Here is an 18,292-nt window from a genome sequence, read left to right as displayed (position 1 = left end):
GCCCGTTGCGTAAAGGCAGCGGGCCCTTTCTCATGCGTTCCTGAGCCCCTTGGCCAGCGTCCCGTCGCCCTCCACCTCGATACGGCCGCCCCGCACCGCGTCGGCGACACTCAGCTCGCCGCGCGCGACGGCCGTACAGGTGTCGACGTCCATGGAGAGCCGGGCGTCGGGCTCGCCGGGTGCGCGACCGTGGCCGTGGACCGGTCCGTCCTCGGCGCCGACGTACAGGTGGAAGTCCCCCTCCTCCAGCCGGACTTCGACGAGCCCCTCGCCCTCCAGCGCGCGCAGCAGCGGCAGCGCGAACCAGTGGGCCCGTACGGCGTCGGTGGGCCGCAACTCCCCCAGCTCCGCCTCGCCCCACGCGCCCAGCGCCTGGATGACGGGCAGCAACGCCCTTCCCCGGGCGGTGAGTTCGTAGACGTTGGCGGCGCCGGGCGGGGGCAGTCTGCGCCGGGTCGCGAGTCCGTCCCGCTCCATGTCCTTCAGCCGGGAGGCCAGTACGTCCGTGCTGACGCCCGGCAGGTCCGCGTGCAGGTCGGTGTAGCGGCGCGGGCCGGCGAGCAGCTCACGGACGATCAGCAGGGTCCAGCGGTCACCGACGGTGTCCAGCGCGCGGGCGGCGGAGCAGTACTGGTCGTAGCTTCGGCGAGATGGCATGCGTCGCAGTGTAGACAAGTCATTGGACTTTCCAAGCTGCCACTTGGTAAAACCAAGCAACACACGAAACCGGAGAGGCAGCAGAGCATGGAGTTCCGGCAGTCCAGCAAGCTCAGCGACGTCTGTTACGAGATCCGCGGCCCGGTCATCGAGCACGCCAACGCGCTCGAGGAGGCGGGCCACAGCGTGCTGCGCCTGAACACCGGCAACCCTGCGCTCTTCGGTTTCGAGGCGCCGGAGGAGATCGTCCAGGACATGATCCGGATGCTCCCGCAGGCCCACGGCTACACGGACTCCAAGGGCATCCTCTCCGCCCGCCGCGCCGTCGCCCAGCGCTACCAGACGCTCGGCCTGGAGGTCGACGTCGACGACGTCTTCCTCGGCAACGGTGTCTCCGAGCTGATCTCGATGGCCGTACAGGCGCTGGTCGAGGACGGCGACGAGATCCTCATCCCCGCCCCGGACTTCCCGCTGTGGACGGCGGTGACCACGCTGGCGGGCGGCAAGGCCGTGCACTACATCTGCGACGAACAGGCCGACTGGAACCCGGACCTGGCCGACCTGGAGTCGAAGATCACGGACCGCACCAAGGCCGTCGTGATCATCAACCCGAACAACCCCACCGGCGCCGTCTACTCCAAGGAGATCGTCGAGGGCATCCTCGACCTCGCCCGCCGGCACGGACTGATGGTCCTCGCCGACGAGATCTACGACCAGATCCTGTACGACGACGCCGTGCACCACTCGGCCGCGGCGCTCGCCCCCGATCTGGTCGTCCTGACGTTCTGCGGTCTGTCGAAGACGTACCGGGTGGCCGGCTTCCGCTCGGGCTGGATGGTCGTCACGGGCCCGAAGCAGCACGCCAGGGACTACCTGGAGGGCCTGACCATGCTGGCCTCCATGCGGCTGTGCGCCAACGCCCCGGCCCAGTACGCCATCCAGGCCGCGCTGGGCGGCCGCCAGTCCATCCGCGAGCTGACCCTGCCGGGCGGCAGGCTGCACGAACAGCGCAACGTGGCCTGGGAGAAGCTCAACGAGATCCCCGGCGTCTCCTGTGTGAAGCCGAAGGGGTCGCTGTACGCGTTCCCGCGCCTCGACCCCAAGGTCTACAAGATCCACGACGACGAGAAGTTCGTCCTGGACCTGCTGCTGCGCGAGAAGATCCAGGTCGTCCAGGGCACCGGCTTCAACTGGCCCGCCCCCGACCACTTCCGCATCCTCACCCTCCCCTACGCGGACGACCTGGAGGCGGCGATCGGCCGCATCGGGCGCTTCCTGAGCGGCTACCGGCAGTAGCGACACCGGCGGCGCACCACGGCCCGGGCTCCTAGCCTGGAGCCATGGGTGATCTCTTTCTGGTCCGGCACGGCGAGACCGAGTGGTCGCGTTCCGGGCGGCACACCGGAAGCACGGACGTCCCGCTGACCGAGCACGGGCGCGAGGAGGCGCGGCGGCTGGTGCCGCTGATCCGCTCGCACCGGATCGGGGCCGCGTTCGTCAGCCCGCTGCAACGCGCGCGGGAGACCGCCGAGCTGATCGGCGTGCCGGACGCCCGGGTCGACGTCGACCTGCGGGAGTGGGACTACGGCGGCTACGAGGGGATCACCACCGTCGAGATCCAGCGCACCCGGCCCGGCTGGTTCCTGTTCACGGACGGGGTCGCGCCCGGCCCGCCGGACCACCCCGGGGAGAACCCGGAGCAGGTGGGCCAGCGGGCCGACCGGGTCCTGGCCAAGGTCGACGCGGCCCTCGCCAACACCGAGGGAGTGGTGCTGCTGGTCGCGCACGGGCACTTCCTGCGAGTGCTGACGGCCCGGCGGCTGGGACTGCCGGCGGCACAGGGGGCACTGTTCCAACTGGCCACGGGGACGGTGTGCCGGCTGGGGACGGAACACGGCCGGCCGGTGATCTCCGGGTGGAATGTCAGACCTCCGTCGTAGCCTGCGAAGCAGCCGAAGCGGCGACGTCGTCAGCCGAAGGGGGAATGCCGTGACCCGTCCGCCCACCGCCGCGCAGCGCCGCACCATCGACGCCGCCGATCCCGTCACCGGGCGTCTGAAGGGCACCGAGGCGCAGCTCGCGTCCCTGGTCAGACATGGGCTGGCGTTCCGGCACCCGCGACCGCCGCACGACCACTTCCTCACCCCGGCCGGGCACCGTCTGCGGGAGGCCGAGCCCGTGACGCCGGCGCCGGAGGCGCCCTCGCCTTCCGGTGTCTTCGCCGCCCGTATCGGCGGCGAGGAGGATCCGCCCGTCGCGGGCCCGGCCCGGGTGCGGGAGGTGCACAGCGCGTGGGAGGGGTTGCTGGAACTGCGCCGGATGACGAACCAGGACGGGGCCACGGACCGGCCGTGCGGCTGGGAGCGCGCGCATCTGGTGCAGGCCGCCGCGCTCGCCCTGGAGGCGGCCGGGCACCCTCCCGCTCGGGCCGACGCCGAGGGCGGCTACCGGGTGCGCGCGACCCCGCAGCCCGACGCGGTCGCCGTGCGCGAGCCGGACGCCGCCGCGCTCACGGCCTGCGCGGCCACGCTCCAGGCGGCGGGCTGGCAGGTCGGCGAGTACACCGAGCCACGCACCAGGGCCCGCTATCTGCTGGCCTCGCCGAGACGCGTGTAACAGGCACATGCCAGGATCGGTCCATCAACTTCCGTGGTACGAGAGGGGATTGAGATGACCGAGCCGTTCGCCGTTCCGGTGACAGTCCGCGGGTACGAGACGGATGTCCAGGGCCATCTGAACCAGAGCGTCTACATCAACTACGCGGAGCACGCCCGCTGGTCGCTGCTGCGGGCCGCCGGGATCACCCAGGCGGGGCTCATCGGCAGCGGTGTGGGGCCGGTGGCGCTGGAGACCACGATCCGCTATCGGCGGGAGCTGCTGGCGGGTGACGAGGTGGAGGTGAGCTGCGGCTTCGAGTGGGGCGAGGGCAAGACCTTCCGCATAGCGCAGACCATCCGCAAGAAGGACGGCACCGTGGCCGCCGAGATCACGGCCGTCGGCGGGCTGATGGACCTCGCCGAGCGCAGGCTGGTCGCGGATCCGCGGCGGTACTTCAAGGAACTGGCGGCGGCTCCGGCGCTGTTCGGCCTGTGAACCGCCCGCAAGACCCCGGCTACGCGTCGACCAGGTCCGGCCGGTGCTCGGTGTCGTAGGCCGCGCGCGACTCCGCGATGTAGACCCTGTTGCGCTCGGCCCAGTCGGTCAGGCGTTGCAGGGTCTCGTGCAACTCCCTGGCCGCCCGGGTCAGTTCGTACTCGACCTTCGGCGGGACCGTGGGGTGGACGGTGCGCGTCACCAGGCCGTCGCGCTCCAGGTTGCGCAGGGTCAGGGTGAGCATCCGGCGGCTGATGCCCTCGATGCCGCGCTCCAACTCGGTGAAGCGGATGGGACCCTGAGCGGCGGCGACCAGGATCTGGACGCTCCATTTCCCGGCGACCCTGTCAAGAACTTCCCGCACCGGGCACGCGTGCGCGTTCACTGCCTCGACGGTTACACCGGTGTTCCTCTGTGACATCGAACTGCCTCCTTACGCCTCTCCTCATGGTCACTGACGATGCACTCAGTCACAAGTCGTGCACCTAAGGAGAGCGAAGGCCATGCCGACCACGATCGAGTCACGGACGAGGGCGCGGGCGACGGCCGCGACACCGCCCCGAACATACTCCCGCTGGGCATCCCTCGTCGTCCTGTGCGCGGGGACGCTGATGACGATCCTGGACGGCAACATCGTCACGGTCGCCATGCCTGCCGTCCAGAGCGACCTCGGCTTCTCGGCTACGGGTCTGGCCTGGGTCGTCAACGCCTACCTCATCCCCTTCGGCGGGCTGCTCCTGCTCGCCGGCCGGCTCGGCGACCTCGTGGGCCGCAAGCGGATGTTCACGGCGGGGCTAGCCGTGTTCACCGGGGCCTCCGTGCTGTGCGGGCTCGCGACCGGCCAGGGCGTGCTGATCGCGGCGCGTGCCCTCCAGGGCGTGGGCGGGGCGATGACCTCGGCGGTCGTGCTCGGCATGCTGGTGGCGCTCTTCCCCGAGCCGCGTGAACAGGCCCGTGCCATCGCGGTGTTCAGCGCGGTCGGCGCGGCGGGCGGGGCGCTCGGCACGTTCCTCGGCGGGGCGCTGACCGAGGCGTTGAGCTGGCACTGGATCTTCCTGATCAACCTGCCCATCGGAATCGTGGCGTGGCTCGCCGCCGTACGGGTGCTGGCGACGGACACCGGGGCCGGGCTCGGCAAGGGCGCCGACTACCCCGGCTCGGCGCTGGTCACGGGCGGCCTGATGCTCACGGTCTACGGCATCGTCGGCGCCGGGGACCGCGAGCCGACCCGCACCCTCCTTCTCGCGGCGCTCGCCCTCGCGCTCTTCGCGGCGTTCGCCCTCCGCCAGGCCCGGGCCGCCCGCCCCCTGCTGCGGCTGCGCCTGTTCCGCTCCCGGCTGCTGAGCGGCGCGAACGCCGTGCAGATCCTGATGATCGGGACGATGTACGGTTTCCAGTTCATCGGCGCGCTCTATCTCCAACGCGTCCTGGGCTACGGCGAGTTGCTCACCGGTACCGCGTTCCTGCCGGCGCCGATCGCGATCGGGCTGCTGATGCTCGGCCTCTCCGCCCGCACGATCGGCCGCTTCGGCGCCTACCGGGTGCTGCTCGCCGGGCTCGTCCTCATCGTCGCCGGGATGGCGCTGCTGGGCCGCGCCCCGGCCGACGGCTCCTATGTCACCGACGTACTCCCGCCCCTGCTTCTGCTCTCCGCCGGCTTCGCCGCCGCGATGCCCGCGCTGACCGGGCTGGCCATGTCGGGGGCACGGGAGGAGGACGCGGGGCTGGCGTCCGGGCTGTTCAACACCACGCAGGTGGTGGGAGGTTCACTCGGGCTCGCGGCGCTCTCGGTCCTGGCGGCGAACCGGACGGAGGCGCTGCTCGACGGCGGCGGCACGACGCTGGTGGCTGCCACCGCCGAGGGCTACCAGCTGGCGTTCCGGGCGGGCGCCGGGATCGCGCTCGCCGCGCTGGCCCTGGCGGCGGCCGTCCTGCGGCCTCGGCACAAGTAAGACGGTGGCGGCCCCCCGAGGCGTCCTGCGCCCCCGGACCAGACGAGACGACGGCGAGCACCCCACCCCGCGACCCCGGGCCCGGTGTGAGCCGACGGCGGGCCCCCGTGCCCGCCACCCCGCGACCTCGGACCAGGTAGGACGACAACAGCCACCCCGCGCCCCACTCCGCGCCCCCGGACCAGGCGAGACGACAACAGGCACCCCACCCCACCCCGCGCCCCCGGGCCCAGTGTGAGTCGGCAGCGGGCCCCGTGCGCCCCGCGACCCCGGACAAGGTAAGACGACAACGGACACCCCGCCCCACCCCGCGCCCCCGCGCCCCCGGCCCCCCGGGCCCCCGCGCCCCCGCGCCCCCGCGCCCCCGCGCCCCCGGGCCCCCGGGCCCCCGGGCCCAGTGTGAGCCGACGGCGGCCCCCCGTGCCCGCCACCCCGCGACCCAGGACCAGGCGAGACGACAACAGGCACCCCACCCCACCCCGCGACCGCGGACCAGGCGAGACGACAACGGGCACCTCGCCCCCCGCGCCCCCGGGCCCCGGGCCCCGGGCCCCGGGCCCAGTGTGAGCCGACGGCGGCCCCCCCTGCCCGCCACCCCGTGTCACGGCTCGACGAACACGTGCCGGTGGTCCTCGGTCCACTCCCGGTAGGACCGCGCGGGCCGCCCCAGCGCCTCGCGCACATCGTCCGTGACGGTGGTGTTGCCACCCCCGCGCGCGAACTCCAGCCCCCCGAGCACCCCGTCCACCGCCGGCTCGCTCAACCCGGAGGCGGCCAGCTGCTCCCGTATCTGCTCCGTCGACGGAGTGACCGTCTCCACCGGGCGGCCGATCACTTCGGCGAGCACCGCGGCCTGGTCGGGGACGCTGATCGCCTCGGGTCCGGTCAAGGTGTACGTCCGCCCCGCGTGCCCGGGGCCGGTCAGGGCCACCACCGCCGCCTCGGCCACGTCCCGCGGGTCGACGACGCCCTGCCGTCCCTCCCCCGTCAGGTTGGGCACGGGCTGCCCCGCCCGCAGCGCCTGCGCCCAGCCGAGGGTGTTCGAGGCGAAGGACGAGGGCCGCAGGATGGTCCACTCCACCTCGCTCGCCCGCAGGGCCTGTTCACCGGGCAGATGCCAGGTGCCGAACGGGCCGAACTCCGGCTCGCCGGTGCCGATGGAGGAGAGCTTCACGATCCGCCGCACACCCGCGGCCCGCGTCAGTTCGATCAGTCGCGCGTCCCGCCCGCCGTCCTCCGGCCCGAGCACCCCCACGAGGAACGCCGCGTCCACCCCCACCAGCGCCGCCTCCAGGGAGGGCTGGTCGAGGAAGTCCCCACGCACCACCTCCACCCCGTCGGGCACCACCGCCCGCCCGGGGTCGCGGGTCAGGGCCCGCACCTTCGCACCACGTGCCGTGAGCTGTCGTACGACTGCGCTTCCGATGGTGCCCGTGGCACCCGTCACCAGGATCATGGCCTCCACGTTGGCAAACGAGCCGAGGGCGGCTCTTGGAGATTCCGGCACGGTTGGGCGCCCCACACGGCCGCTCCGCACGCTTACGGTGGAGGAGTGACGACCACGACCGCCGAGCCCTTCCCGCCCCTTCCCGACGCCCTGCGCCCCTGGTTCGCCGAGATCAGCACGGTGACGGGCGGCGAGTCGGTCGCGCACGCTCCCGACACCGCGACGAAGCTGGTCGTGCGGGTCGAGGAGGGCGGTCGGCGGGATGTGCTGGTCGTCGGCCCGCGGACCCGCGCCTCCTACCACCGGGCGGAGGGGGAACGCCTCTCGTCCTGTCTGCAACTGCACCTGGCGCCGGGGACGGCACGTCCGCTGCTGGGCGTGGCGGCCGCCGACCTGGTCGGCCGGGTCGTACCCCTGCGGGAGCTGCCCGCGCGGACGGCGCGACAACTGTCGTACGAAATGGGCGACTCGGCGTTCGACGACATGCTCGGCCGACTGGCTGCCGCGCTGCCGGCGCTCCCGGAGTCCCGGAGCGGGCTGCTGCGGGCCGCGGTGGACGCCCTGTCGTTCCGCGGCGGCCGGATACCCGGGCAGGTGAAGGAGGTGGCCCGGGAACTCTCCGTCAGTGAACGGCAGTTGCGGAACCTCTTCGCGGAGGGCGTCGGCCTCTCCCCCAAGCACTACGCCCGCATCGACCGCGTCCGCGCGGTGCTGGCGCAGGCCCCGACCGCGCGGTGGGCCGACCTCGCCGCCACCACCGGCTACTACGACCAGGCGCACATGACGACCGACTTCCGGACCCTGATGGGCGTTCCGCCACGTTCCTTCTTCACCGGCCGCCTTCCCGAGGCCCGCCCCTGCCAGGCGTTCGACCGGCTCCGCAGGCGGGACGCGGACTCACAGTGACCTGCTAACGGCACCTCACGGCTTTCCCAAGTCGGCGCGCGACTCTCGACTGCCCTTCACAGCGCCTGCCTTGGAGATGAAGACGTGCCCCTGATGTCCGCGAAATCCGCCCGTCGCACCCTGCTCGCCGCCTTCGGCACGGCCGTGCTGAGCACCCGGTGGCCGTCCGCCGAAGCCGCTGCCACCACCGGGCTCGACGCCCCGGGGAAGAAGGACATCGCCATGCGGCTGGTGTCGAGCGCGGAGAACTCCTCGCTCGACTGGAAGGCGCAGTACAAGTACATCGAGGACATCGGGGACGGTCGCGGGTACACGGCCGGGATCATCGGCTTCTGCTCGGGGACGGGCGACATGCTTGCGCTGGTGGAGCTCTACACGGAGCGGGATGCCGACAATCCGCTCACCGAGTATCTGCCCGCCCTGCGCGCGGTCGACGGGAGCGACTCCCACGAGGGGCTCGACCCGGGCTTCCCCGGCGCCTGGCGGAAGGCGGCGAAGACGGCCGCGTTCCGCGAGGCCCAGCGTGACGAGCGGGACCGGGTCTACTTCGATCCGGCCGTAATGCGCGCCAAGAAGGACGGTCTCGGCGCGCTCGGCCAGTTCGTCTACTACGACGCGATGGTGATGCACGGCCCCGGCACGGACGCCGTCAGCTTCGGCGGCATCCGCAGACGAGCCCTGAAGCACGCCGACACCCCGGCCGCCGGCGGCGACGAGACGACGTATCTGCACGCCTACCTCGACGCCCGGGTGTGGGCGATGCGGCAGGAGGCGGCTCACAGTGACGTGAGCCGGGTCGAGACCGCCCAGCGGGTCTTTGTGAGGAAGGGCAATCTCGACCTGGACACGCCGCTCAAGTGGAAGGTGTACGGGGACAGTTACGTCATCGCCTGAGCCGAGCCTCAGTGCGCTGCGGCGATCTCCTCGCCCGCCTCCATCGGGTGCGTCACGTCCTGTGCGTCGCGCTGCCTGCCCAGGTGGTTGAAGACCAGGTTGAGCGCCACCGCGGCCACACAGCCCGTGGAGATCCCCGAGTCGAGCACGATCTTCGCCGTCTCGGGGAAGGCGTGGTAGAACTCCGGCGCGGTGATCGGGATGATCCCGACGGCCAGCGAGACGGCGACGATCAGGACGTTGTTGTCCTTGTCCAGGCCGGCCCTGACCAGGGTCTGGATGCCGCTGGCCGCGACCGACCCGAACAGGACCACGCCCGCTCCGCCGAGGACCGGGCGCGGTACGACCGCGATGAGCGAGGCGGCCATCGGGCACAGGCCCATCAGCACGAGGAACGCGCCGCCGGTGGCGACGACGTACCGGCTGCGGATCCTCGTCATCGCGACCAGGCCGATGTTCTGGGCGAAGGCGCTGCACATGAAGCCGTTGAAGAACGGACTGAGCGCGGAGCCGAGGGTGTCGGCGCGCAGGCCCGCCGCGATGGTCTTCTCATCGGCCGGGCGCTCGACGATCTCGCCCAACGCCAGCATGTCGGCGGTGGATTCGGTCATCGAGACCACCATCACCACGCACATGGACACGATGGCCGCGGCCTGGAACTGCGGGGCGCCGAAGTGGAACGGCGTCGGGAAGCCGATCACGTCCGCGGCCCCGACCGGGCTGAAGTCGGTGACGCCGAAGGGGATCGCGAGGAGGGTGCCGATCACCAGGCCGAGCAGCACGGCGATCTGCTTGACGAATCCGCGGGTGAAGCGGCGCAGCAGCAGCACGATCACGAGTGTCGCGCCCGCCAGGCCCAGGTAGGTGGTCGAACCGTAGTCGTCCGCCGCGGGGTTGGGGCCCTGCGCCCAGCCGAAGGCCACCGGCAGCAGGGACACGCCGATGAGCGTGATGACCGTTCCGGTGACGACGGGCGGGAAGAAGCGGATCGCCTTGCTGAAGAAGGGGGCGGCGAGGAAACCGAGGAGTCCGGCGACGATCACCGCGCCGAAGATGACGGGCAGGGCGTCGGACTTGTCGTCGGTGGAGGCGACGATCGCCGTCATCGGGGCCACGCCCGCGAAGGTGACGCCGTTGACGAAGGGGAGCCGGGCGCCGATCTTCCAGACACCGAGCGTCTGGAGGAAGGTGGCGAGGCCCGCGGTGAACAGACAGGCGCCGGTCAGGAAGGTGAGTTCGGTGCCGGAGAGGCCGACGGCCGCCCCGACTATCAGGGGCGGGGCGACGACTCCCGCGTACATGGCGGCCACGTGTTGGAGGCCCGTGGTGGCCATTTTGACTGCGGGGAGTTTTTCGTCGACGGGGTGTGTGTCGTCGGCTCGTTGGGCGGTCACGGCGGTTCCTCCGGGTCAGCTAACACGTCGGCTCTGACGTGGGTTTCTTGGAGGTGGTGCGCGGTCGTGCGGGACCGGAGGACGGGTGGGGTGCATGGGGGGACATGCACGGTGACCGTTCCGGGGCGCACACGTGTGGCGTACGCCCCGGAGACGGCCGCCATGAACCCCGCTCGGGTTCACGGCTACCGGCCGGGAGCCGTCCCTCCCAGCCGGAGATCAAGTGCCGTACAGGAATACGGAGTTACTGCGCGGCGATCCGCGCCAGCCGCTGTGCCTGCTCGCGCGTGGAGCGGGCGATCGCGTCCTCGTCGGCGTGCAGCAGGCGGCCCGCCTCGACGATCTGGCGGCCGTTGACGAAGGACGCCGTGACCGGGGCCGCGGCACCGAAGACCAGCGCGGTCACCGGGTCGGCGATGGAGGCGTGGGCGAGCGTGTCCAGCTTCCACAGCACCAGGTCGGCGAGCTTGCCGGCCTCCAGGGAGCCGATCTCGGCGCCGCGGCCGAGGACCTGGGCGCCGCCGTAGGTGCCGAGGCGCAGCGCCTGGCGGGCGTTGAGGGCGGCCTCGCGATGGGCGCCGAGGCGGTTGATGAGGAGCGCGTTGCGCAGCTCGGTGTGGAGTTCGCCGGACTCGTTGGAGGCGGTGCCGTCGACACCGAGGCCGACCGGGACACCGGCGGCGAGCATGTCGGGGACGCGGGCGATACCGGCGGCGAGGCGGGCGTTGGAGGACGGGCAGTGCGCGACACCGGTCTTCGTGCGGGCGAAGGCGGCGATGTCGGAGTCGTTCATGTGGACGCAGTGGGCCATCCACACGTCCTCGCCGAGCCAGCCGGTGGACTCGAAGTAGTCGGTCGGGCCCATGCCGAACAGTTCCTTGCAGAACTGCTCCTCCTCGACGGTCTCCGAGCCGTGGGTGTGCAGCCGCACACCGAGACGGCGGGCCAGCTCGGCGCCCTGGCGCAGGAGTTCGGTGGAGACGGAGAAGGGCGAGCAGGGGGCGACGGCCACCTGGGTCATGGCGTCGAAGGAGGAGTCGTGGTGCTCCTTGACGGTCGCCTCGGTGGCGGCGAGGGCGCCTTCGAGGGTCTCGACGGCGAAGTCCGGGGGCAGGCCGCCGTCCTTCTCGCTGCGGTCCATGGAGCCGCGGGCGAGGGTGAAGCGGACGCCCATCTCGCGGGCGGCGCGGATGATCGAGCCGGACAGGTCGCCGGAGCCCTGCGGGAAGACGTAGTGGTGGTCCATCGCGGTGGTGACACCGCCGCGGGCCATCATGCCCAGCGAGCCCTGCGCGGCCGAGTACGTCATCTGCTCGTCGATGCGCGCCCAGGTCGGGTACAGCGCGACGAGCCAGTTGAAGAGGTTGTGGTCGGTGGCCAGGCCCCGGGTGATCCACTGGTAGAAGTGGTGGTGGGTGTTGACCAGACCGGGGGTCACGAGATGTCCGGTGGCGTCGATGCGGCGTACGACGTTCTCCAGGCCCTCGGGGGCCCTGCCCGCGCCGAGCGACTCGATGCGGTTGCCGGCGATGACGACGTACCCGTGTCCGTACTCGGTGTCGTCGGCGTCCACCGTCGCGATCGAACAGTTCTCGATGACGATGCGCTGGGCTGCTGCCATGGTTCGTCCTTTTCACTGTGTGGAGTGGGCACGGCAGGACCCGGGGATTTGAGTACCGCGGCCCGCCCAGGCGGGCCGCGGGTGCCGCAAGAACGTGCAGTTGTTACAGGTTGGTGAGGTCCACGGGGATCTTCGGCTCGCAGCCGTCCCGCAGGATCGTCGCCTCGATCAGGCCGTAGGGCCGGTCCGCGGCGAAGTACACCTCGTTGTCGTTCTTCAGCCCGAACGGCTCCAGGTCCACGAGGAAGTGGTGCTTGTTCGGGAGCGAGAAGCGGACCTCGTCGATCTCGCTGCGGTTGTTGATGATCCGTGAACCCATTTGGTACAGGGTCTGCTGGAGCGAGAGCGAGTAGGTCTCGGCGAAGGCCTGGAGCATGTGCTTCCTGGTCTGCTCGTAGGACTTCTCCCAGTGGGGCATCCGCTGCTCGTCGTCGGTCCAGTTGAACCGCCAGCGGGCCGAGACCTGGGTGGCCAGGATGCGGTCGTACGCCTCCTGGAGCGTCGTGTACTTGTCCTTGACGTAGCCCCAGAACTCGGAGTTCGTCGAGTTCATCACGACCAGGTCCTTCAGACCCGAGATGACCTCCCATGACGAGCCGTCATAGGTGATCTGGGTGACCCGGGTCTCCTGGCCCTTGCGCACGAACGAGTGCTTGACCTCGTCCGCGCCGATGAACCGGGAGTTCGCGTCGGAGGCGGCGATGCGCTCCCACGCGTACTCCTCGATCCGGATCCGGGCTACCTTGATCGGCTCCTGCGAGGTCACGAAGTGCCGGGCGAGGTGGATGCCGAACTGCTCGGCCGACTCGATGCCGTGCTCCTTGGCGAACGCGTACACCGTGTTCTTGGTGGTGTCGGTCGGCAGGACATGGGCGTTGGAGCCGGAGTAGTGGACCTCGTCCATGTCGCCGCTCAGCGCGACGGACACGTTCAGGTCCTTGATGTGGTGGGTGGCGCCGTCCCGCGTGATCTTTACGACTCGGTTCTCGGCCTTGCCGTACTGGTTCTGTCCCAGGATCGTGGGCATGTCTGCTAGCTCCCTCGGTAAACGGAGTAGCCGAACGGGTTGAGCAGCAGCGGTACGTGGTAGTGCTCGCCGGGCTTGACGGCGAAGGTGATCGCTACCTCTGGAAAAAACGCACCGCTGTCCCGATTCGCGGGGGCGTCCTGCTGCGCATCGGCTTGCTTCTTCTCGAAGTACGGTTCGACGGCGAAGTCGAGCCGTACGTGTGTGGTGCCCTCCGGCAGGGCCGGCAGGTCTTTGCACCGCCCGTCCGCGTCGGTCGCGCTGCCGCCGAGCGCCTGCCAGTCCGCGCCCGGGCCCGGGCGGGCGGACAGCTGGACGGCGACTGCTTCGGCGGGGCGGCCGATGCTGGTGTCCAGGATGTGGGTGGACACCGAGGCGGTGGTGCTGGTGCTCATGCTGCGTCAGTCCTCTTCGACGAGTCGGGCGAGCCGGATACGGTTGATCTTGCCCAGCTCGGTGCGGACGATCTCCCGCTCCTGCTCCGGCGCGTTCCCGATCCGCTCCTTGACCGCGTCGCGCATCTGCTCGCCGGTCCGGCCGGTGGCGCAGATGAGGAAGACATGGCCGAACTTCTCCTGGTAGGCGAGGTTCAGCTCCAGCATCTCGGCCTTGAGCTCCTCCGTCGCGCCGGCCATGCCGCGCTGTTCGCGGGCGGAGGTCGGGTCGCCCTCCTTGGGGCGGCCGATGGGCGGGTGTCCGGCCATCGCCTCGCCGAGGTCCTCGGCGGTCAGCTCGGCCGTCGCGGCGTCGCTGACGGCGTAGAGCTCGTCGCTGGTGGAGTAGGGGCGGGCGGCGAGCAGCCGCCGCGCCCATGCCGTGGAGGCACACGCCTCGTGGAGGGCGGCGAGGGCCGCGTGCTCCTCCAGGGCGTTGAACCGGGTCAGGCCCGGCGGCGTGGAAGTCGAAGTCACGGGAGCCTCCGTGGCCATGTTGCTGAACGGGCTGCCGATAGCTAACGCCCTTCGAAACACCACGTCAACACTTTGTTGAAAATTCGGGGTTACAAGCCCCAGCGGGGGCTACAGGCCCTTGTCGCGGTTCAGATAGTTGTAGACCGTGAACCGGCTGACCCCGAGGGCGCTCGCCACGGTCTCCACGCCGTGCCGTACGGAGAAGGCGCCACGCGCCTCGAGTATGCGCACGACCTCCTGCTTGGCCTTGCGGTCCAGGTCGGCCAGCGGCTTGCCCTGTTTGCGCTCCATGGCGGCCAGGATGTGATCGAGGGAGTCCGCGAGCTGCGGCAGGCGTACGGCGACCACGTCGGCGCCGTCCCAGGCCAGCACGACGTCGTCGGGGCCGGCCTCGTCGGGCGGGACCAGCTCCCCGCCCATGGCGTCGACCAGCGGCTTCACCGCCGTGATGAAGGGTTCGTCCCCCGAGCCGGTCACTTCCCGCCCTCCCCGACCACGTTCTCCCCGATCACGTTGACCTGGAGCGAGACCCGGGTCGCGCCGGCCGCCAGGGACCTGCGCAGCAGCGCGTCGACGGCGGTGAGCACGGCGTCGGCACCGCCTTCCACGGTGTTGCCGAACGGGCCGACGTCCACCGCGTCCAGCTCAGCACTCTCGACGACCTCACGGGCCGCGACCGCGTGCGCGGGCGCCTCGTCCAGGTCGAAGGGCTCGGTCGTGAACTCCACTCTCAATCGCACGCGCTCAACCTAACGCGCGGCGTCGACTTCCGCCGAGCCCTCTTGACAAGCGACGAGACCCGACGGCAATCTTCCATTAAGCAGAAACGAACTTCCGCAATACGGAATCACTCGACACGGAAGGGAGCGCAGCGGCCCATGGGATTCGCAGACCAGCGCTTCAACGTCAACCTGTCGATCCTCTTCACGGAACTCCCGCTCCTGGAGCGCCCCGCGGCCGCCGCCGCGGCGGGCTTCACCGCGGTCGAGCTGTGGTGGCCCTGGGTCGACTCCCCCACCCCCGAGCAGTCCGAGCTCGACGCCCTGAAGAAGGCGATCGAGGACGCGGGCGTCCAGCTCACGGGCCTGAACTTCTACGCCGGCCGGCTGCCCGGCCCCGACCGCGGCGCCCTGTCGATCCCGGGCGAGGAGTCGGACAGGTTCCGCGCCAACATCGAGGTGGCCGCGGACTTCGCCCGGTCCCTCGACTGCAAGGCGCTCAACGCCCTGTACGGCAACCGCGTCGACGGCGTGGACCCCGGCGCGCAGGACGCGCTCGCGCTGGAGAACCTGGTCCTGGCGGCCCGCGCGGCCGACCGGATCGGCGCGATCCTGCTGATCGAGACGCTGAACAAGCCGGAGTCGCCGCTCTACCCGCTGGTGTCCGCGTCGGCCGGGATCGGGATCGTCGACAAGGTCAACGAGGCGACGGGACTCGGCAACGCCAAGTTCCTCATGGACCTCTACCACCTGTCCATGAACGGCGAGGACCTGCCGGCGGTGATCGAGGACTACGCCGCGAAGACCGGCCACGTCCAGATCGCCGACAACCCGGGCCGTGGCGCTCCGGGCACGGGCTCGCTGCCCCTCGAAGACCTCCTCGACCAGCTGAAGAAGGCGGGTTACGACGGCTGGGTCGGCCTCGAGTACAAGCCGGGCGACCGCCCGAGCGCCGAGGCCTTCGACTGGCTGTCCCGCTGACCCCCTCCCCGAAAGGCACCCCCATCATGAGCAACACCCTTCCCAAGATCGCGTGGATAGGCCTCGGCATCATGGGCTCCCCCATGTCCGAGAACCTGATCAAGGCGGGTTACGACGTCACCGGTTTCACGCTGGAGCAGGACAAGCTGGACCGTCTGACCGCCGCGGGCGGCAAGGCCGCCGCCTCGATCGCCGAGGCCGTCGAGGACGCCGACGTGGTCGTCACGATGGTGCCCGCCTCCCCGCAGGTCGAGGCCATCTCGTACGGCCCCGACGGCATCCTGGAGAACGCGAAGTCCGGTGCCCTGCTGATCGACATGTCCTCGATCACCCCGCAGACCTCGGTCGACCTCGCGAAGGCCGCCAAGGAAAAGGGCATCCGCGTCCTGGACGCCCCGGTGTCCGGCGGCGAGGCCGGCGCCATCGAGGCCGTGCTGTCCATCATGGTCGGCGGTGAGCAGGCCGACTTCAGCGCCGCCGAGCCGATCCTGGAGGCGCTCGGCAAGACCATCGTGCTGTGCGGTCCGCACGGCTCCGGCCAGACCGTGAAGGCCGCCAACCAGCTGATCGTCGCCGTCAACATCCAGGCGTGCGCCGAGGCCGTGGTCTTCCTGGAGAAGTCCGGCGTGGACCTGAAGGCCGCGCTCGACGTGCTCAACGGCGGCCTCGCGGGCTCGACCGTGCTGACGCGCAAGAAGGACAACTTCCTGAACCGCGACTTCAAGCCGGGCTTCCGTATCGATCTGCACCACAAGGACATGGGCATCGTCACCGACGCCGCCCGCAACGTCGGCGCGGCCCTGCCCGTCGGCGCGGTCGTCGCCCAGCTGGTCGCGTCGCTGCGCGCCCAGGGCGACGGCGGCCTGGACCACTCCGCACTGCTGCGCGCGGTGGAGCGCCTCTCCGGCGCCCAGCTCTGACGCGCGGCCCCACACCCCGGGCGGCGCACGCTGCTGACACCTGTCCTGTCGCGCCCAAGCGGCGGCGCCGCCCGGAATCCACTTCAACAAAGTGTTGACGCCCAGATCGCCCCACTTCTAGGCTCCACAAAGCGGAAACAGGTTTCCGCTGTCACCCGCACGGAAGGTCCCCGATGTCGAAGCGCGTGCTGACGACCGAGTCCGGCGCCCCGGTCGCCGACAACCAGAATTCCGCCTCCGCCGGTGCCGGCGGTCCGCTCCTCCTCCAGGACCAGCACCTGCTGGAGAAGCTCGCCCGCTTCAACCGTGAGCGCATCCCGGAGCGCGTGGTGCACGCCCGCGGCAGCGGCGCGTACGGCTACTTCGAGGTGACCGACGACGTCACCGGGTTCACGTACGCCGACTTCCTGAGCAGCGTCGGCAAGCGCACCGAGGTCTTCCTGCGCTTCTCCACCGTGGCGGACTCGCTCGGCGGCGCGGACGCGGTCCGTGACCCGCGCGGCTTCGCGGTGAAGTTCTACACCGAGGAGGGCAACTACGACCTCGTCGGCAACAACACCCCGGTGTTCTTCATCAAGGACCCGATCAAGTTCCCCGACTTCATCCACTCGCAGAAGCGCGACCCGTTCACGGGCCGTCAGGAGGCGGACAACGTCTGGGACTTCTGGGCGCACTCCCCCGAGGCCACGCACCAGGTCACCTGGCTGATGGGCGATCGCGGCATCCCGGCGTCGTACCGTCACATGAACGGTTACGGCTCGCACACCTACCAGTGGACGAACGCCGAGGGCGAGGCCTTCTTCGTCAAGTACCACTTCAAGACCAACCAGGGCGTCCGCTCCCTGTCCGCCGAGCAGGGTGCCGAGCTCGCGGGCAAGGACCCGAACTCGCACCAGACGGACCTGCTCCAGGCCATCGAGCGCGGGGTGAACCCGTCCTGGACGCTCTACGTCCAGGTCATGCCGGCGGCCGAGGCGGCGGACTACCGCTTCAACCCGTTCGACCTCACCAAGGTGTGGCCGCACAAGGACTACCCGCTCCAGCGCGTGGGCCGGCTGGTCCTCGATCGCAACCCGGACAACGTGTTCGCCGAGGTCGAGCAGGCCGCGTTCTCGCCGAACAACTTCGTGCCGGGCATCGGCCCCTCGCCGGACAAGATGCTCCAGGGCCGGCTGTTCGCCTACGCGGACGCGCACCGCTACCGCCTGGGCGTCAACCACACCCTGCTCGCGGTGAACGCCCCCAGGGCGACGACCGCGAACAACTACGGCCGTGACGGCCTCATGGCGGCCAACTCCCAGGGCCGCGCGGCGAAGAACTACGAGCCGAACTCCTACGACGGCCCGGCGGAGACCGGCCGCCCGCTCGCCGCCCCGCTGGCGGTCAGCGGCTGGACCGGCACGCACGAGGCCCCGCAGCACACCAAGGACGACGACTTCTTCCAGGCCGGTGAGCTGTACCGGCTGATGTCCGAGGACGAGAAGAAGCGCCTGATCGCGAACATCGCCGGCGGCCTGTCCCAGGTCTCCCGCGACGACGTGATCGAGAAGAACCTGGCCCACTTCCACGCCGCCGACCCGGAGTACGGCAAGCGCGTGGAGGAGGCGGTCCGCGCCCTGCGCGAGGACTGACCCGGCCAGGCGATGAGCTCCCTGTTCGCGCCCGGACACTGAGCGACCCGGATGAGGGGTGGTCCCTCGGTACGGGGCACGGGCAGGGTGATGGACCGCGGCGGCGTGCGAGCCAGTGCGGTGGTGAAGGACCGGAGAT

The 18,292-nt window shown here is 70.7% G+C and carries 20 protein-coding genes; 10 read left to right on the top strand and 10 right to left on the bottom strand.

Annotation, left to right across the window (positions count from 1 at the left end; all coding sequences use genetic code 11):
- Nucleotides 1-30: 30 nt before the first annotated feature.
- Nucleotides 31-657, bottom strand: coding sequence for a winged helix-turn-helix transcriptional regulator (locus ACIHIX_RS08000; RefSeq protein ID WP_399951408.1), 627 nt, complete (start codon nt 655-657; stop codon nt 31-33).
- 87 nt (nt 658-744) lie between these two features.
- On the opposite strand from ACIHIX_RS08000, the gene ACIHIX_RS07995 reads away from it, so the two are divergent.
- Genes ACIHIX_RS07995 through ACIHIX_RS07980 form a run of 4 tightly spaced genes read left to right on the top strand, consistent with a single transcriptional unit; the run spans nt 745 to nt 3,750 of the window.
- Nucleotides 745-1,953 (top strand): pyridoxal phosphate-dependent aminotransferase, encoded by a 1,209-nt coding sequence (locus ACIHIX_RS07995; RefSeq protein WP_399951406.1) that lies wholly within the window; start codon nt 745-747, stop codon nt 1,951-1,953.
- Between the two features lie 44 nt (nt 1,954-1,997).
- The gene (locus ACIHIX_RS07990; protein WP_399951404.1) at nt 1,998-2,597 is read left to right on the top strand and encodes a histidine phosphatase family protein; all 600 of its coding nucleotides are present in this window, start codon (nt 1,998-2,000) and stop codon (nt 2,595-2,597) included.
- A gap of 49 nt (nt 2,598-2,646) precedes the next feature.
- The gene (locus ACIHIX_RS07985; protein WP_399951402.1) at nt 2,647-3,273 is read left to right on the top strand and encodes a hypothetical protein; all 627 of its coding nucleotides are present in this window, start codon (nt 2,647-2,649) and stop codon (nt 3,271-3,273) included.
- Between the two features lie 54 nt (nt 3,274-3,327).
- Complete coding sequence (locus ACIHIX_RS07980; RefSeq protein WP_399951401.1) at nt 3,328-3,750, top strand: acyl-CoA thioesterase; 423 nt, start codon at nt 3,328-3,330, stop codon at nt 3,748-3,750.
- A gap of 19 nt (nt 3,751-3,769) precedes the next feature.
- Here the strand turns inward: ACIHIX_RS07980 and ACIHIX_RS07975 are convergent, their stop codons facing one another.
- Nucleotides 3,770-4,171 (bottom strand): winged helix-turn-helix transcriptional regulator, encoded by a 402-nt coding sequence (locus ACIHIX_RS07975; protein ID WP_399951398.1) that lies wholly within the window; start codon nt 4,169-4,171, stop codon nt 3,770-3,772.
- A gap of 82 nt (nt 4,172-4,253) precedes the next feature.
- Between ACIHIX_RS07975 and ACIHIX_RS07970 the strand changes: the two genes are divergently transcribed.
- Nucleotides 4,254-5,702 carry an MFS transporter gene (locus tag ACIHIX_RS07970; RefSeq protein WP_399951395.1) on the top strand — a complete coding sequence of 483 codons (1,449 nt, stop codon included), beginning with the start codon at nt 4,254-4,256 and terminating at the stop codon, nt 5,700-5,702.
- Between the two features lie 601 nt (nt 5,703-6,303).
- Here ACIHIX_RS07970 and ACIHIX_RS07965 read toward each other — a convergent pair.
- Nucleotides 6,304-7,167, bottom strand: coding sequence for an SDR family oxidoreductase (locus tag ACIHIX_RS07965; RefSeq protein ID WP_399951392.1), 864 nt, complete (start codon nt 7,165-7,167; stop codon nt 6,304-6,306).
- Between the two features lie 87 nt (nt 7,168-7,254).
- Here ACIHIX_RS07965 and ACIHIX_RS07960 point away from each other — a divergent pair, with 87 nt between their 5' ends.
- Nucleotides 7,255-8,055, top strand: coding sequence for a helix-turn-helix domain-containing protein (locus tag ACIHIX_RS07960; protein ID WP_399951389.1), 801 nt, complete (start codon nt 7,255-7,257; stop codon nt 8,053-8,055).
- 93 nt (nt 8,056-8,148) lie between these two features.
- Complete coding sequence (locus tag ACIHIX_RS07955) at nt 8,149-8,949, top strand: chitosanase (protein WP_399951386.1); 801 nt, start codon at nt 8,149-8,151, stop codon at nt 8,947-8,949.
- Between the two features lie 8 nt (nt 8,950-8,957).
- On the opposite strand, the gene ACIHIX_RS07950 is transcribed toward ACIHIX_RS07955, so the two are convergent.
- The 7 genes from ACIHIX_RS07950 to ACIHIX_RS07920 form a co-directional block, all read right to left on the bottom strand.
- Nucleotides 8,958-10,343, bottom strand: a complete 1,386-nt coding sequence (locus ACIHIX_RS07950; RefSeq protein WP_399951383.1) for a nucleobase:cation symporter-2 family protein — start codon at nt 10,341-10,343, stop codon at nt 8,958-8,960.
- 244 nt (nt 10,344-10,587) lie between these two features.
- Nucleotides 10,588-11,964, bottom strand: a complete 1,377-nt coding sequence (locus ACIHIX_RS07945; RefSeq protein WP_399951380.1) for an 8-oxoguanine deaminase — start codon at nt 11,962-11,964, stop codon at nt 10,588-10,590.
- Nucleotides 11,965-12,067: 103 nt separating this feature from the next.
- Nucleotides 12,068-12,991 (bottom strand): factor-independent urate hydroxylase, encoded by a 924-nt coding sequence (pucL, locus tag ACIHIX_RS07940; RefSeq protein ID WP_399951377.1) that lies wholly within the window; start codon nt 12,989-12,991, stop codon nt 12,068-12,070.
- Between the two features lie 5 nt (nt 12,992-12,996).
- Nucleotides 12,997-13,386 carry a hydroxyisourate hydrolase gene (gene uraH / locus ACIHIX_RS07935; RefSeq protein ID WP_329333079.1) on the bottom strand — a complete coding sequence of 130 codons (390 nt, stop codon included), beginning with the start codon at nt 13,384-13,386 and terminating at the stop codon, nt 12,997-12,999.
- 6 nt (nt 13,387-13,392) lie between these two features.
- On the bottom strand, nt 13,393-13,902 hold the full coding sequence (gene uraD, locus ACIHIX_RS07930) for a 2-oxo-4-hydroxy-4-carboxy-5-ureidoimidazoline decarboxylase (protein WP_399951373.1): 510 nt from the start codon (nt 13,900-13,902) through the stop codon (nt 13,393-13,395).
- 108 nt (nt 13,903-14,010) lie between these two features.
- Entirely contained in the window at nt 14,011-14,379 is a 369-nt protein-coding gene (locus tag ACIHIX_RS07925) for a helix-turn-helix domain-containing protein (protein WP_399951370.1), read from the bottom strand.
- Nucleotides 14,376-14,642, bottom strand: coding sequence for a hypothetical protein (locus ACIHIX_RS07920; protein ID WP_329333084.1), 267 nt, complete (start codon nt 14,640-14,642; stop codon nt 14,376-14,378). Before ACIHIX_RS07920 ends, ACIHIX_RS07925 begins: the two co-directional genes overlap by 4 nt.
- Nucleotides 14,643-14,780: 138 nt before the next feature.
- On the opposite strand from ACIHIX_RS07920, the gene ACIHIX_RS07915 reads away from it, so the two are divergent.
- The 3 genes from ACIHIX_RS07915 to ACIHIX_RS07905 all read left to right on the top strand — a co-directional run bounded on the left by ACIHIX_RS07915 (nt 14,781) and on the right by ACIHIX_RS07905 (nt 18,153).
- Entirely contained in the window at nt 14,781-15,602 is an 822-nt protein-coding gene (locus ACIHIX_RS07915; protein ID WP_399951367.1) for a TIM barrel protein, read from the top strand.
- 26 nt (nt 15,603-15,628) lie between these two features.
- Nucleotides 15,629-16,522: a 2-hydroxy-3-oxopropionate reductase gene (locus ACIHIX_RS07910; protein WP_399951364.1), complete on the top strand. Its 894-nt coding sequence runs from the start codon at nt 15,629-15,631 to the stop codon at nt 16,520-16,522.
- A gap of 173 nt (nt 16,523-16,695) precedes the next feature.
- Nucleotides 16,696-18,153, top strand: a complete 1,458-nt coding sequence (locus ACIHIX_RS07905; protein ID WP_399951361.1) for a catalase — start codon at nt 16,696-16,698, stop codon at nt 18,151-18,153.
- The last annotated feature ends 139 nt before the right edge of the window (nt 18,154-18,292 follow it).

This window comes from Streptomyces sp. NPDC051913 (assembly GCF_044593635.1).
Classification (GTDB): Bacteria; Actinomycetota; Actinomycetes; order Streptomycetales; family Streptomycetaceae; genus Streptomyces.
The sequence above is the reverse complement of the archived record's forward strand: the minus strand, read 5'-3'. Positions and strand labels throughout refer to the sequence as shown.

What these genes read in the sequence shown, in the direction of transcription:
- pucL (WP_399951377.1), bottom strand. Translation starts at nt 12,991, where the DNA reads ATGCCCACGATCCTGGGACAGAACCAGTACGGCAAGGCCGAGAACCGA.
- ACIHIX_RS07970 (WP_399951395.1), top strand. Translation starts at nt 4,254, where the DNA reads ATGCCGACCACGATCGAGTCACGGACGAGGGCGCGGGCGACGGCCGCG.
- uraH (WP_329333079.1), bottom strand. Translation starts at nt 13,386, where the DNA reads ATGAGCACCAGCACCACCGCCTCGGTGTCCACCCACATCCTGGACACC.
- ACIHIX_RS07910 (WP_399951364.1), top strand. Translation starts at nt 15,629, where the DNA reads ATGAGCAACACCCTTCCCAAGATCGCGTGGATAGGCCTCGGCATCATG.
- ACIHIX_RS07945 (WP_399951380.1), bottom strand. Translation starts at nt 11,964, where the DNA reads ATGGCAGCAGCCCAGCGCATCGTCATCGAGAACTGTTCGATCGCGACG.
- ACIHIX_RS07905 (WP_399951361.1), top strand. Translation starts at nt 16,696, where the DNA reads ATGTCGAAGCGCGTGCTGACGACCGAGTCCGGCGCCCCGGTCGCCGAC.
- ACIHIX_RS07955 (WP_399951386.1), top strand. Translation starts at nt 8,149, where the DNA reads ATGTCCGCGAAATCCGCCCGTCGCACCCTGCTCGCCGCCTTCGGCACG.
- ACIHIX_RS07990 (WP_399951404.1), top strand. Translation starts at nt 1,998, where the DNA reads ATGGGTGATCTCTTTCTGGTCCGGCACGGCGAGACCGAGTGGTCGCGT.
- ACIHIX_RS07975 (WP_399951398.1), bottom strand. Translation starts at nt 4,171, where the DNA reads ATGTCACAGAGGAACACCGGTGTAACCGTCGAGGCAGTGAACGCGCAC.
- ACIHIX_RS07995 (WP_399951406.1), top strand. Translation starts at nt 745, where the DNA reads ATGGAGTTCCGGCAGTCCAGCAAGCTCAGCGACGTCTGTTACGAGATC.
- ACIHIX_RS07980 (WP_399951401.1), top strand. Translation starts at nt 3,328, where the DNA reads ATGACCGAGCCGTTCGCCGTTCCGGTGACAGTCCGCGGGTACGAGACG.
- ACIHIX_RS08000 (WP_399951408.1), bottom strand. Translation starts at nt 657, where the DNA reads ATGCCATCTCGCCGAAGCTACGACCAGTACTGCTCCGCCGCCCGCGCG.
- ACIHIX_RS07915 (WP_399951367.1), top strand. Translation starts at nt 14,781, where the DNA reads ATGGGATTCGCAGACCAGCGCTTCAACGTCAACCTGTCGATCCTCTTC.